12 protein-coding genes are annotated in these 13,166 nt (G+C 73.0%); 6 read left to right on the top strand and 6 right to left on the bottom strand.

The window, feature by feature from the left end; genetic code table 11:
* Window positions 1-48: 48 nt before the first annotated feature.
* The gene (locus ACWGKQ_RS23510) at window positions 49-1,533 is read right to left on the bottom strand and encodes a dihydrolipoyl dehydrogenase family protein (protein WP_453293900.1); all 1,485 of its coding nucleotides are present in this window, start codon (window positions 1,531-1,533) and stop codon (window positions 49-51) included.
* A gap of 366 nt (window positions 1,534-1,899) precedes the next feature.
* On the opposite strand from ACWGKQ_RS23510, the gene ACWGKQ_RS23505 reads away from it, so the two are divergent.
* On the top strand, window positions 1,900-2,652 hold the full coding sequence (locus tag ACWGKQ_RS23505) for an SDR family NAD(P)-dependent oxidoreductase (protein ID WP_453293899.1): 753 nt from the start codon (window positions 1,900-1,902) through the stop codon (window positions 2,650-2,652).
* Window positions 2,653-2,692: 40 nt separating this feature from the next.
* Here ACWGKQ_RS23505 and ACWGKQ_RS23500 read toward each other — a convergent pair whose 3' ends face one another.
* Window positions 2,693-3,610, bottom strand: a complete 918-nt coding sequence (locus ACWGKQ_RS23500) for a LysR family transcriptional regulator (protein WP_453293898.1) — start codon at window positions 3,608-3,610, stop codon at window positions 2,693-2,695.
* Between the two features lie 141 nt (window positions 3,611-3,751).
* Here ACWGKQ_RS23500 and ACWGKQ_RS23495 point away from each other — a divergent pair, with 141 nt between their 5' ends.
* Window positions 3,752-4,450: an RNA polymerase sigma factor gene (locus tag ACWGKQ_RS23495; protein ID WP_453293897.1), complete on the top strand. Its 699-nt coding sequence runs from the start codon at window positions 3,752-3,754 to the stop codon at window positions 4,448-4,450.
* Window positions 4,447-4,680, top strand: a complete 234-nt coding sequence (locus ACWGKQ_RS23490; RefSeq protein WP_453293896.1) for a hypothetical protein — start codon at window positions 4,447-4,449, stop codon at window positions 4,678-4,680. The genes ACWGKQ_RS23495 and ACWGKQ_RS23490 overlap by 4 nt, the downstream gene beginning before the upstream one ends.
* A 57-nt stretch (window positions 4,681-4,737) precedes the next feature.
* Here ACWGKQ_RS23490 and ACWGKQ_RS23485 read toward each other — a convergent pair whose 3' ends face one another.
* Together ACWGKQ_RS23485 and ACWGKQ_RS23480 are read right to left on the bottom strand one after the other, a co-directional pair.
* Complete coding sequence (locus tag ACWGKQ_RS23485; protein WP_453293895.1) at window positions 4,738-5,874, bottom strand: lactonase family protein; 1,137 nt, start codon at window positions 5,872-5,874, stop codon at window positions 4,738-4,740.
* A 446-nt stretch (window positions 5,875-6,320) separates the two neighbouring features.
* Window positions 6,321-6,884 carry a cysteine hydrolase family protein gene (locus ACWGKQ_RS23480; RefSeq protein WP_453293894.1) on the bottom strand — a complete coding sequence of 188 codons (564 nt, stop codon included), beginning with the start codon at window positions 6,882-6,884 and terminating at the stop codon, window positions 6,321-6,323.
* 709 nt (window positions 6,885-7,593) lie between these two features.
* On the opposite strand from ACWGKQ_RS23480, the gene ACWGKQ_RS23475 reads away from it, so the two are divergent.
* Both ACWGKQ_RS23475 and ACWGKQ_RS23470 read left to right on the top strand, forming a co-directional pair.
* Window positions 7,594-7,764, top strand: coding sequence for a hypothetical protein (locus ACWGKQ_RS23475; RefSeq protein ID WP_453293893.1), 171 nt, complete (start codon window positions 7,594-7,596; stop codon window positions 7,762-7,764).
* Window positions 7,765-8,251: 487 nt separating this feature from the next.
* Window positions 8,252-9,763, top strand: a complete 1,512-nt coding sequence (locus ACWGKQ_RS23470; RefSeq protein WP_453293892.1) for an amidohydrolase — start codon at window positions 8,252-8,254, stop codon at window positions 9,761-9,763.
* A 92-nt stretch (window positions 9,764-9,855) separates the two neighbouring features.
* Here the strand turns inward: ACWGKQ_RS23470 and ACWGKQ_RS23465 are convergent, their stop codons facing one another.
* Complete coding sequence (locus ACWGKQ_RS23465) at window positions 9,856-11,208, bottom strand: lysine N(6)-hydroxylase/L-ornithine N(5)-oxygenase family protein (RefSeq protein ID WP_453293891.1); 1,353 nt, start codon at window positions 11,206-11,208, stop codon at window positions 9,856-9,858.
* A gap of 84 nt (window positions 11,209-11,292) precedes the next feature.
* Between ACWGKQ_RS23465 and ACWGKQ_RS23460 the strand changes: the two genes are divergently transcribed.
* Window positions 11,293-12,246, top strand: coding sequence for a methionyl-tRNA formyltransferase (locus tag ACWGKQ_RS23460; RefSeq protein ID WP_453293890.1), 954 nt, complete (start codon window positions 11,293-11,295; stop codon window positions 12,244-12,246).
* A gap of 26 nt (window positions 12,247-12,272) precedes the next feature.
* Here ACWGKQ_RS23460 and ACWGKQ_RS23455 read toward each other — a convergent pair whose 3' ends face one another.
* A complete protein-coding gene (locus tag ACWGKQ_RS23455; RefSeq protein ID WP_453293889.1) occupies window positions 12,273-13,160 on the bottom strand; it encodes an ABC transporter ATP-binding protein in 888 nt (295 codons plus the stop codon).
* Window positions 13,161-13,166 lie beyond the last annotated feature (6 nt).

The raw sequence follows: 13,166 nt of genomic DNA, 5'->3' as shown, positions 1-13,166 counted from the left end.
GGGCGGTGGGTTCGCGCCCTCCGTCGGTCCGGCCCGGGCGCCGGGATCTCACCCGGCGTCGTCCTGCTGCCGTTTCCGTCGGTACGCGGCGACGAGGAACACCCAGATCTCGCTGACCGTGGGAAACGGCGCGACGGCGTGCCGGAGGCGTTTCAGCGGGACCTCGCCGGCGACCGCGACGGTGGCCGCATGCAGCAGCTCACTGACTCCGGAGCCGACCATGGTCACCCCGAGCAGCACGTCCCGGTCGACGTCGACGACCAGCCGGGCGTGGCCGGTGTAGCCGTCGGCGTAGAGGTTGGCGCCCTGGGCGGCGTTCAGGTCCAGGTCGACCGTCTCGACGCGGTGCCCGGCGGCGGCCGCCTGCTCGGCGGTCAGGCCCACCGCGCCCGCCTCCGGGTCGGTGAAGAAGACCTGGGGGACGGCGTGCCGGTCGGCGGTCGTGGCGTGGTCGCCCCAGTCCCCGTCGTCCAGCGGCAGCCCGGCGGCCCGGGCGCCGATGGCGTCACCGGCCGTCCGTGCCTGGTACTTGCCCTGGTGGGTGAGGAGCGCGCGGTGGTTGACGTCCCCGAGGCCGTACAGCCACGCCCCCTCGACACCGTCGACCAGGCAGGTCGTGTCCACGTCCAGCCAGGAACCGGGGGTCAGGCCCACGGTCTCCAGGCCGATGTCGTCGGTGTTGGGCGTACGCCCGGTGGCGAACAGGACCTCGTCGGCCTCCAGCTCGCTGCCGTCGTCGAGCGTGAGCGTCACCGGCCCGTCCGGATCCGGGCGGCGCAGCGCGGTCACCTGGACGCCGATCCGCACGTCCGCGCCGGCCTCGGTGAGTCCCTGGGTGACCAGTTCCCCGGCGAAGGCCTCCATGCGGGGGAGCAGCCGCCGCCGGACGAGCAGCGTGACCTGTGACCCGAGCCCCTGCCACAGCGTCGCCATCTCCACGCCGACCCCGCCGCCGCCGACCACGACGAGCCGGCCGGGCACGGTGCTGGAGTCGGTGCCGTGCCGGTTCGTCCAGGGCCGGGCCTCCTCGATCCCCGGGATGCCGGGCAGCGCAGGCCGGCTGCCGGTGGCGAGGGCCACCGCGTGCCGGGCGACGAGGGTCTGCCGGGCGCCGTCGTCCCGGCCGACGGTGACCCGGCGCGGCCCGTCCAGCCGGCCCTGGCCGCGGAAGAGGTCGGCGCCGATGGACTTGACCCACAGCGCCTGCCCGCTGTCGTCCCAGTCGGTGACGTAACGGTTACGGCGGGCGAAGACCGCGGCGTCGTCGAGCCGCCCGGTGACGGCCTGCCGGGCGCCGTCCACGCGGCGGGCGTCGGCGACCGCGAGGACCGGCCGCAGCAGCGCCTTGCTGGGGACGCAGGCCCAGTAGGAGCACTCGCCGCCGACGAGTTCCCGCTCCACGACCGCCACGGAGAGCCCGGCGGCCCGCGCCCGGTCGGCGACGTTCTGCCCGACCGGTCCCGCGCCCAGGACGATCACGTCGTACGTGCTGCCTTCCTCGGTTGTGCTCGGTTCTGTGCTCGGTTCGCTCATTGCTGCCTCGCATGACGATCGGTGCCGGTCCGAACTGTTCCGGGCCGCCGGGGCCCCGAGCCGTACGGGTCATGTAACCGCGGGACGTGTGCAGTTGATCGAGGTACGGCCATGCGTCCGGCGAAGAGCCGCCATAAGCGCCGCCTCTGGCCGCCTTCCCAGCCGTGACCAGCCCATACGCGGCGCCACCGGGCAGGCGGTGCTCCGGACCGGACTCCGGGCGGGCCGCTTATGGGGGTCATCGGATCCGCTGATGAGGACAGCGGAATCCCCGGAACGCCGCAGCCGCTGTGGACTCCCGTCGCCTCACGGACGAGGCGGCGGGACGATGGATTCGCCCCACTTTCCACACTTTAGGGACATCTCATGAGTTCTGCTGAACTGACCGGACGCGTGGCCCTGCTGACCGGCGCGACCAGCGGTATCGGCGCCGCGACCGCGACGCTGCTCGCCGAGCGGGGGGCACATGTACTCGTCGCCGGACGGGACGCGGACCGCGGCGAACGGGTGGTCGCCGCCGTCCGGGAGCACGGCGGCAAGGCGGACTTCCTGGCGGCCGACCTGCGGAACGCCGACTCGGTACGGCGCCTGGCCCGCGAGGCCACCGTGCTGGGCGGCGGCCGCGTCGACATCCTCGTCAACAACGCCGGCGTCTTCCCGTTCGGCCCGACGGCCCAGGCCCCCGCCGAGCAGGTGGACGCCGTCTACGACCTGAACGTGAAGGCGCCGTTCTACCTGGTGGGCGAGCTCGCCCCGGCCATGGCCGAGCGCGGGCAGGGCGCCATCGTCAACGTCAGCACCATGGTCGCCGAGTACGGCGTCGCGGGGATGGCGCTGTACGGGTCGAGCAAGGCGGCGGTCAACCTGCTGACCAAGTCGTGGGCCGCCGAGTTCGGCCCGCAGGGGGTACGGGTCAACGCCGTGGAGCCCGGCCCGACCCGTACCGAGGGCACCGCCGCCATGGGCGACGACCTGGACGCCCTGGCCGCACAGGCACCCGCGGGCCGGCCCGGCGAGGCGCGCGAGATCGCCGAGGCGATCGCCTACCTGGTGAGCGACGCGGCGAGCTTCGTGCAGGGCGCGATCCTGCCGGTCGACGGCGGCCGTACGGCCGTCTGACGCGCAGCGGGCGCGGTAGCCCCCCACTGCTCCCGCGCCCCTACCGCTCCCGCTCCCGCCGATCCCGCACCGACCGGTCCAGCGCGGCGACGAACCGGCCCAGGTCCCGTCGGCGCGAGTCGGCCGGCCACACCACCCAGGTGCGCCGCACCAGCGGCTGCCCGACCAGCGGCGACCAGGCCACCCGGTCGGGCAGCGGCTGCCGCCAGCCCGGCGGGGCCAGTGCGAAGGCCTGCCCGGAGGCGACCGCGGCCAGCTTCACGTCGGCGATCAGCGCCTGCCCCTCGGGGGCCTCGGGGCCGAGATCGAGGCCGTGGCCGCGCAGCACCGCGGTCAGCTCGTCGTACCAGGCGGGGCTGCCGGCGCGCGGGAACCCGACCCACTGCAGGGTCCCGAGCGCGTCGAGCGGAATGCCGTCGGGTCCGGCGAGTTCGGCGGCCCGCTCCGCGGCGACCAGCACACCGAGCCGCTCCCGTACCACGAGCAGCGCGTCGAACTCCGGCCCGGACGGCCGCTCCCGCAGCAGGCCGACGTCCAGCTCACCGGCCCGCAGCGCGGCCAGCTGCTCCGCCGTGGACAGATGCCGGGCCTGCACCCGGGTCTCCGGATGCGCCTCGGCGAGTTCGGCGAGCGCCGGGTCGAGCAGGCCGGGCGGCAGTTCCAGGGGGATCCCGACGCGCAGCGCCCCGCCGCCCGGACCGGCGTACCCGGCCATCACCCGCAGCGCCCGGTCGTGCCGGGCGAGCACCGCCCGTGCCTCGCCCAGCAGGGCGGTCCCGGCCTCGGTGGCCTTCGTCCCGCTGCTCCCGCGCGCCAGCAGCCGCACGCCCAGCTGCCGTTCCAGCCCGCCGATCGTCTGGGACAGGGCGGGCTGACTCACGTGCAGCCGCCGGGCGGCAGCCGACAGGCCGCCCTCCTCCACCACCGCGACGAACGCCCGCAACTCCCGCAACTCCATGCCGGTATGCCATCACGGCTGCGGACGCGAGGCACGCCGGGCACCCCGGAGTGACGGCGATCTGCCCCTTCGGGAGAGAACGCCCGTCCTCGGCACGGAGCGGGGCATGGGGCCGGGTCCGCCGCGTCTACGATGGGGCGCATGGCGTCTGCGGTCGGGCACGAACAGGGCGAGCCCGTGCGGGCCGGGGCCGTGACGCCTGCCGACGGTGCGGGTGACCTCGATCCCGACTCGGCCTGCTGGGTGCGGGGACTGTCCTCGGACGGGGCGGCCTACGAAGAGGCGTGCGCCCGGCTGCACGGCGAGCTGCTGCGGATCGCCAAGAGCGAACTGGCCAGGCGGCGCTCCCGGTACCGCTTCGACGGTCCCGAGGTCGACGACCTCGCCCACCAGGCCGCCGCGGACGCCCTCCTCGCCATCACCAGGAAGGTCGGCGACTTCCGCGGCGAGAGCCGCTTCACCACCTGGGCCTACAAGTTCGTCGTCCTCGAGGTGTCGGCGAAGATCGGCCGCCACTTCTGGAGCACGCAGCGGGTGGAACTCGACGGCGAGGACTGGGACCGGCTGCCCGACCGGCTCGGCGCGGATCCCGCGGGGTCGGCCGAGGCGCGTGCCCTCGCCGCCGCCGTGCGCGCGGCGGCGGACCAGGTGCTGACGCACCACCAGCGCCGGGTCTTCGTCTCCCTGGTCCTCGACGCCGTACCGCTGGACGCGCTGGTCCTGGAGCTCGGGAGCAGCCGGAACGCGGTGTACAAGACGATGTTCGACGCCCGGCGCAGGCTGCGCGACCACCTCGCGGCCCAGGGGTATGTGGACGCGATCCCCGGGAGGCGGTCATGACGAACCCGGACCGGCTCTCCGCGCGGGCGGCGCTGGAGCGGTTCCTGACCACCGACCCGAGGGACGTGGGCTGCGAGGAGGCGCTGCGCGTGCTCCACGTGTACGCCGACCTCAAGGCCGCCGGAGAGGATCCCGGGCGGCACTGGCCGGGAGTCGCGGCGCACCTGCGCGCCTGCGGCCCCTGCGACGAGGACTACCGGGGGCTGCTCGCCGCCGTCATGGAGACCTGAGACCTGAGACCCGGGACCTGAACCCGGGCCTCAGGCCCGTCGGCGAGCGGCCTGCCGTCAGGAGGCGGCGATGCCCTCGCCGCCGGCGGCGCCGGGGACGACGACCGAACCCACGTGGGTCAGGGAGCCGTCGCGGTCGACGCGGAACCCGTCGACGCCGCCCGCCTTGCCGGTCTGCACGTACAGGAAGCGGCCGTTCGAGGAGACGTCGGCGTCCACCGTCCCGGCGCCGGTCGCCGTGGTGCCGACGGCCTTGAGCGCGCCGTCGGTGCCGACGCGCAGTCCGGACAGGGTGCCGCTGCCCGCGTTGGAGGCGTAGACGTGCGCGCCGTCACGGGTGATCCAGCAGGTCGCCGCCTGGCCGGTCGCCACCTCCGAGACCTTGGTCAGCCGCAGGTCCGCACCGACCCGGAAGGTGGCGACCGAGTTGGTTCCCGCCTCGGTCACCACCAGCCGCCCGCGCGCGTCGAAGGTGAAGCCGAACGGCACCGCGCCGGGGGTGGACGTGACCACGGGACGGGCCCCGATGCCGGACCGGCTCACCGGGAACACGTCTATCGAGTTGGCGCCGGCCTTCGTGGTCACCACCAGCGCACGGCCGTCCGGGGTGAAGGAGAGCTGCCCGGGGGTGTGCGTGAACTGGGGGGTGGCGGCCGGGTCCAGGCCGAGGGAGCGATGCCAGGCGGGCACCTTCACCAGCGAGCCGTGCACGTTCCGGAAGCCCTGCACGGAACCGCCGCCCAGCGCGTTGAGCACGTACACCAGGTCACCGTGGACGGCCACGCTGACCGGGAAGTCGCCGCCCGACGACACAATCTGACGGCGGACCAGCTTGTCGCCCTTGACCGAGAACACCGTGACCGTGTCGCTGCCGGCGTTCACGGCGTACAGCAGGCCGTGCGCCCTGTCGTACGTGAGCGACCCCTGCGAGGCGAGGTGGTCGACCGCCGAGCCGTCGAGGACGCCGCCGAGCCCGCCGGTCCGGTACACGCCGCTCTTGTGCAGCGTCCCGTCCGCGGAACGGCTGTAGGCCACCACGGCGTTGCCCTGCACCCCGTCCGTCTGGACGAACACGGCGGCGCGGGGACCGCCGGAGTAGGCCGAGGCGGGGCCGGCGCTCAGTGCGGCAGCCGCCGCGGCGGCCACGGCCACGGCGGCCGTCACGGCGGCCTTCGACTTCTTGCCCATCGTCATCGTTCCTGTGCTCCTGTCGACGCGGCGGCAGCGACCGCCGCCAGTGACGCGAGACCGGTTCGGCCTCACATCGGATCTGCGTCGTCGGCGCCGGCGTTCTTTCCTCGCCCGGGGGTGACGAAATATCTCTGTAAGAACTGGGAGCACAGGGCGGGGCTCAAGCGGGGCCGAGGTGGATGACGACCTCGCGCACGGCGGCCTCGACCGCCGCGGTGACCGCGCGACGGCGCATCGGGGCCGGTACGGCATCGATGTGAAATACGCGCTTGGCCCGCGACCGGGAACGCCGGACGGCCACTGCTGTCCCGGTAGCGAGCCGCCAGTGCCACCGACGATGATGGCTTGATCGGTGAGTTCTGACACCGGTTGTCCTTCGGCGGCGACACCGTCCGGTACGGGAGGCGATGCCGTTTTGCCCCGCACGCGAGGGCCCGGACGGCCTCCCGCTATTGCGGTGCGACGGCTTTGATCCAGTCCTCGACGGCAACCACATCTGCCCACTGCGGGAACAGCTTTTCGGTGAGCATCCGGTGCACCTCGGGGTCGGTGTCGAGGCAGGCATCCGCCAGGACGGTGAGGTCGAAGTCCAGGTCGATGGCGTGCCACAGGGTGGACAGCACTACAGCGCTGGTGGCGATGCCGGCGAGAACAAGGCTGTCGATACCGCGAGCCCTGAGCACCAAGTCGAGGTCGCTGCCCGAGAACGCGCTTCCCCGCCTCTTGGTGACCACGACGTCGCCCTGCTGGGGCGCGACGTCGTCATGGATCTCGGTGCCAGGGGCCCCCTCGGTGAACAGGCCCGCCCGTACGGCGTTTGTCATCACCCTGTTGCGGGGGCTGACTTCTGGATCGCCCGGCCGTAACCCGATCACCACGTAGATCACGGTGATACCTGCGGCCCGGGCACCGTCGATCGCCCTGCGCAAGCGCGGCAGATACCCGGAGCCATCATCGGCGATGGCCACGACGTCCCGCTGGACGTCCATCACCAGAAGTGCGCTGTTCGACATGCCTGCCGTCCCTTCTCCGTTGGGAACACGAGCAAGTCTGGTGGATCAACCGAACTGCGACGGAGGTTTCGGGGATCCTCGCAGCGTCGCGCCGCAGTGCGCTGCGTCATCTGGGGACCGGACTGTTCCGGTGTGCTCGGTCGCGCAGAACAAGCAGGGTCCAGCCTCGGCCGGCTGGATCGAGCGGTCTGGTCGCGGCGGTGAAGAGTTCTGCGACTCGGCGGTAGGAAAGCCTTCCTCGACCGGTGACCGGACAGCGGTCGGCTGCCGGTGTGGCGGCGGGGGCCCGTCGGTCCGTGACGAACACCGGCCCCGCAGTGCGCCCGGCCAGCAGCATGGGTAGCAGGCGTGCCGTGCCCGGTCCGTGCGAAGACACGACGCAGAGTCTGACCGCGGCTGCTCTGAAGGTGACAAGGCATAGGAGGACAACCAGTGCTTGACGATGCCAGCAGCATCAACCCGAACACGAACCCTGCTTCTGCAGTCCCGCAGGTCAACGCCTGGAGGGCCAGGGCCTCGGCGGCCTCCCCGAGCCACCTGCGGCGCTTCGACGCGCCCGTACGGCACGTCCTGCTCGCGGCCCTGCTGTTCCAGCGGCAGCGGGAGATCACCGACACCCTGGTGGAACTGCTGAACTCCACCGTGCAAGCTCCGCGGCAAGTCCTCCTACAGCAACCACTACCGCAGCGGCCTGATGAAGCTCCTGGAGGTGCTCGATTCTCCTGACGACTTCGAGGCCCGCCGCGCGGAGTACTGCGAGAAGTTCAACAAGCCGCGCGACGCCAAGCTGTTCATCGCGCCGCTCCAGAGCGAAATGCGCACCGAGCTGTCCGCCCTGGACACCAAGCTCCCGAAGCGCCCCGAGCCGGCCGCTGCGTAACCCGACAGTGCCCAGAACACCAGAGGACCCCGGCTACGGTCGGGGTCCTCTGGCGTCGTAGACGAGACGCCTTCGATCCGAAAGCCACTGGCGGGCGGCCTGGGGCCCGCCGGCCGGTCGGGAGCGTGGAGGGGGCGGCTCCCGGCCGGGCGGCGGCGTGCCGCCGGCCCGTGCCGTCGGCCTGAGGGGAGGGTGCGTCGGCCGTGGTGCGGGCGGTGGCGGCTTCCGTACCGCCCGCGGCCCGGTCCTCCCGGGTGCCGGGCCCGGCGGTGCCCCCGTGTGTGTCGGCTTCCTGCGGGGCGCCGACCACCGACAGCCAGAGTGGACTTCCGGTCAACGGCCGTCACGTCCTGTTCCGTTCAGCGGACCGGCACCGGCCCACGGTCCGTGCGGCCCGTCGGTCCGCCGCGTCCCGGAGACCGAGGGGATCGCGGTTGAGTAAGGTAAGCCTAAGTTTATTTGTCTTGTTGTTGAGGAGGGAGGCTCGATGACGGACTTCGTGACCACCCCGCGCCGGGCGGTGGCGGTGACGCTCGCCCGGGTGCGGCTGGGGGCCGGCGGACCGCCGGTCGCCGTGCGGGTGGCGGACGGCAGGGTCACTCATGTCGTACCGGAGCAGGGGGCCGTCGAGTCCGCAGCGGGGGAGCGGGTTCTCGATCTGGACGGGCGGGTACTGCTGCCGGGGCTGTGGGACGCCCACGTCCACCTCGCCGAGTGGGCGAGCGCGCGCCGTCGGCTCGACCTCTCCGGAACCGCCTCCGCGCGCGAGGTCGCCGACCGGGTGCGCGCACACGGCCGAACGGCGCCCGGCGCGGGGACGGTGCTGTTCGGGTACGGCTTCCGGGACGGGCTCTGGCCCGACGCCCCGGACAAGCGGCTCCTCGACGCGGCCCTGCCGGACCGGCCGGTCGTCCTGGTCAGCGCCGACCTGCACGCCGTGTGGCTGAACTCCGCCTGCCTGGCCCTGGTCGGCCGGGCCGACCACCCGAGCGGACTGGTCAGGGAGCACGAGGGGCACGAGGTCCTCTCGGCCCTGCCCGAGGTGCCGGCCGACACGCTGGACGGCTGGGTCGCCGATGCCTGCCGGGCCGCCGCCGCCCGCGGGGTCACCGGAGTCATCGACTTCCAGTACGGCGACACCGTGGGCGCCTGGGAGCGGCGCTCGGCACGGTTCCGGCCGGCGGTACGGGTGTCCGCCGCCGTCTACCCGAGCCACCTGGACGCGGCCGTGGCCCGCGGGCTGCGCACCGGGTCCGGGGTCGGCGAGCCGGGGGGCCCGGTGCGGGTCGGCCCGCTCAAGCTGTTCACCGACGGCTCGCTCAACACCCGTACCGCGCTGTGCCGTGACCCCTACCCGGGGCTTGAGAACACGGACGGCTCGCACGGCATCGAGCAGACGGCACCGGACGAGTTGGTACGGCTCATGCGCCGGGCCGCCGCACACGGCATCGAACCCGCGGTGCACGCCATCGGCGACCGGGCCAACACCGTCGCCCTGGACGCCTTCGAGGCCGTGCGCTGCCGCGGCCGGATCGAGCACGCGCAGCTGCTGAGCCCCGAAGACCTGCCGCGCTTCGCCGAGTTGGGGGTGACGGCGGGGGTGCAGCCGCGGCACGCGACGGACGACCGTGACGTGGCGGACCGGTACTGGGCCGGCCGTACCGGACGCGCCTTCGCCTACGCCGACCTGCTGGCCGCCGGGGCGCGGCTGGAGTTCGGCTCGGACGCCCCCGTCTCACCGCTCGACCCCTGGCTGGCCGTCGCCGCGGCCGTCGCCCGCACCGACGACGACCGTCCCGCCTGGCACCCGGAGCAGCGCCTGCCGGTGCGGGACGCGCTGGCCGCGGCGGCCCGCGGGCGTCGGCTCATCAGGGTCGGGGACCCCGCCGACCTGGTGGTCGTGGACGTGGACCCGTCGGCGGCGGACCCGGACACGCTGCGCGCGATGCCGGTGCACGCCACGATGACGGCCGGCCGCTGGACCCACGGGCCGTACTGACACGGCCCGTCCTCGACGGGCATCGGCCAACCCGTGGCCCGGCCGGGACCGTACCGTCCGGGCCACGGGAGCGGGGGGAGGGCGGCGGAGGGTCAGGCCGCCGTCGCCCGGTCGGCCAGCAGGGAGCCGTGGATCTCCTGGGCCCGGACCGCCACGGTCGACAGCAGGGTGCTGGTGAGGCCGTGGGTGTGCTCGGTCCCGCCCTGGAGGTAGATGCCGGCCGCGACCTCCGGCGCCGTCTCCACGCGGTGGTCCCGGCCGACCCGGATCGCGTCGCCGTCGTCCTTGAGGCACAGCTTGGCCGCGTCGCCCATGAGCGCGGCCAGGTCCCGGGGCCGGTAGCCGGTGGCGAGCACCAGGACGTCGGCGGGCAGCGTCTGCTGTTCGCCGGTGGGCAGGAACTCGACGGTGATGTCGAGACCACCGTCCGTGCCGTCCGTGCGGCCCCCGCCGGGTGCTCCGGGTGTGACGGCGCGGACGCGGGAGACGTTGAGGAAGCGCAGCCGTTCCCGGCCCGCCACCTTCTCCCGGTAGGTGGTGGCGTACAGCGACTCGATCAGATCCATGTCGACGACCGAGTAGTTGGTGGAGCGGTGGTAGTCCAGCAGGGACTGCTTGACCGCCGACGGCGCGGAGAAGTAGACGTCGACCGCCTCCGGGTCGAAGATCCGGTTGGCGAACGGGCTGTCGTCGGCCGGTGTGTAGCCGTACTTGGCGAAGACCGAGCAGACCTCGGCGTCCGGGAACGTGCGGTGCAGGTAGTCCACCGTCTCCGCGGCGCTCTGCCCGGCACCGAGCACGACCGCCCGCCGCACCGGCGTGCCCGTCGCGGCCAGTTGCTCGGCCCGCGGTATCAACTCGCTGTTGTGCCATACCCGTTCGGCCAGTTCCAGCCCCGGCGGCACATGCGGCTCCAGGCCCATCGCCACGCTGATGTTGCGGGTGCGATGCGTCACGATGGCTCCCGGGCGGGCCGTGTCGCGGCAGGTGACGTCGAAGAAGGCGACCCGGCCGGCGTCGTCCCGTACCGGGTCCACCGCGATCACCTCGCTGCCATAGGACACCAGATGCGCGACGCGTGCGGCCGCCCACTCGAAGTACTCGTGGAACTCCATCCGCAGCGGGAAGAGCGTCTTCTGGTTCAGGAAGTCGATCAGTCTGCCCTGTTCGCGCAGGAAGCAGAGGAAGCTGTAGTCGCTGGTCGGGTTGCGCAGGGTGACGAGGTCCTTGAGGAAGGAGACCTGCATCGTGGCGTCGTCGATCAGCATGCCCCGGTGCCAGCCGAACCGCGGCTGCCGTTCCAGGAACAGGGCGTTGAGACGGCTGTCCGCCGCCAGACCCGTGTTGTGCTCCTCAACCGCTATGGACAGAGCGAGATTTGACGGGCCGAAACCGATTCCGATGATGTCGTGGACGACGTCGGAACCCATGACCGGTGATTTCACCTTTGCATCGCCTCCCTCAGGCAGACCCATGCTAGATAAGGTAAGGCTTACCTAGCAATGGAGTCAGTGAAGGGAAGGACCGTCATGCGGGTCGTCATGCTCGGCTACCAGACCTGGGGTCACCGCACGCTTCAGGCGTTGCTGGACTCCGATCACGAGGTGGTTCTCGTCGTCACCCATCCGAGGAGCGAGCACGCCTACGAGAAGATCTGGGACGACAACGTCGCCGAGCTGGCCGAGAAGCACGACGTCCCGGTGCTGCTGCGCAACCGCCCCGACGACGCCGAACTCCTCGCTGCCGTAAGGGAGTCCCGGCCGGACATCATCGTCGCCAACAACTGGCGGACCTGGCTGCCCCCGGAGCTCTTCGACCTGCCCCCGCACGGCACCCTCAACATCCACGACTCCCTGCTGCCGGCCTACGCCGGGTTCTCCCCGATCATCTGGGCGCTGATCAACGGCGAGGAGCGGGTCGGGGTGACCGCGCACCGCATGAACGCCGAACTCGACGCCGGGGACGTCCTGGTGCAGCGCTCGGTGCCGGTCGGACCCACCGACACCGCCACCGACCTCTTCCACCGCACGGTCGGCCTGATCGCGCCCATCGTGCGCGAGTCGCTCGACCTGATCGCCGCCGGCCGGGACGCCGGTCAGTGGGTGCCGCAGGACCGCGGCCGCGCCAGCTTCTTCCACAAGCGGTCCCTGGAGGACAGCCGCATCGACTGGACCTGGCCCGCGGAGCGCCTGGAGCGCCTGGTACGGGCCCAGTCGGACCCGTACCCGAACGCCTACGCCTTCCACCGCGGCGAGCGGCTCAGGATCGTCTCCGCCGCCGTCTCCGAGGGGCGTTACGGCGGCACCCCGGGCCGGATCTTCATCCGCGAGGGCGACGGCGTGGTCGTCGTGGCGGGCGCCGACGCCCACACCGGGCGCTGCCGGGGGCTGCTGGTCCGGCGGGTGCGCACGGACGACGGGACGGAGCACGCGGCGGCGGACTACTTCCGCACCATGGGCGGGTATCTGACGTCGCGTCCCTGAGCGCGGTCCCGACCCCGGCCGCCGGCTCAGTCGACGGCGGCCGGTACCGCGCCCTGGGCGTCGCGGGCGCCGTCGTCATGGTGGTGGCGGCCCAGCGGGATGACCATCGGGGTGCCGCTGACCGGGTCGGGGGTGATCCGGCAGCGGAGGTCGAAGACGTCCTCGACGGTCGACTCGGTGACCACCTCGGCCGGTGTGCCCTGGGCGGCGATGCGGCCGGCCTTCATGGCGATGACGTGATCGGCGTACCGGCAGGCCTGGTTGAGGTCGTGCAGCACCATGACCACCGTGCGGCCCTCGCGCCGGTTGAGGTCCGTGACCAGGTCCAGTACGTCGATCTGGTGGGCGAGGTCGAGATAGGTCGTCGGCTCGTCCAGGAGCAGTACGGGGGTGCCCTGGGCGACGGCCATGGCGATCCAGGCGCGCTGCCGCTGGCCGCCGGAGAGCTCGTCCACCGGCCGGTCCGCGAGCTCGGTCAGCCCGGTCGCGGCCAGCGCGGCCCGTACCGCCTCCTCGTCCGCCGCGGACCACTGCCGCCACCAGGTCTGGTGCGGGGAGCGCCCGCGGTTGACCAGGTCGGCCACGGTCAGCCCCTCCGGCGCCACCGGTGTCTGCGGCAGGATGCCGAGTGTGCGGGCGAGTTCGCGGGTCGGTATGGAGCGCAGCGCGGAGCCGTCCAGTTCGACGACGCCCTGACGCGGGGCCAGCAGCCGGGCGAGGGCGCGCAACAGCGTCGACTTGCCGCAGGCGTTCGCCCCGACGATGGCGGTGATCCGGCCGGAGGGCACGGTGAGGTCGAGGTCCGCCACCACCGGCCGCCCGTCGTAGGCGAGATGGAGCCCGCGGGCCCGCAACTCGGGCCCCGGGGCGTGCCGTTCGGGGGCACCCGGCGGGCGCGGGTCGGTGGTCGACATGGGACA

The organism is Streptomyces sp. NPDC054770, from assembly GCF_053611985.1.
The sequence above is the reverse complement of the archived record's forward strand: the minus strand, read 5'-3'. Positions and strand labels throughout refer to the sequence as shown.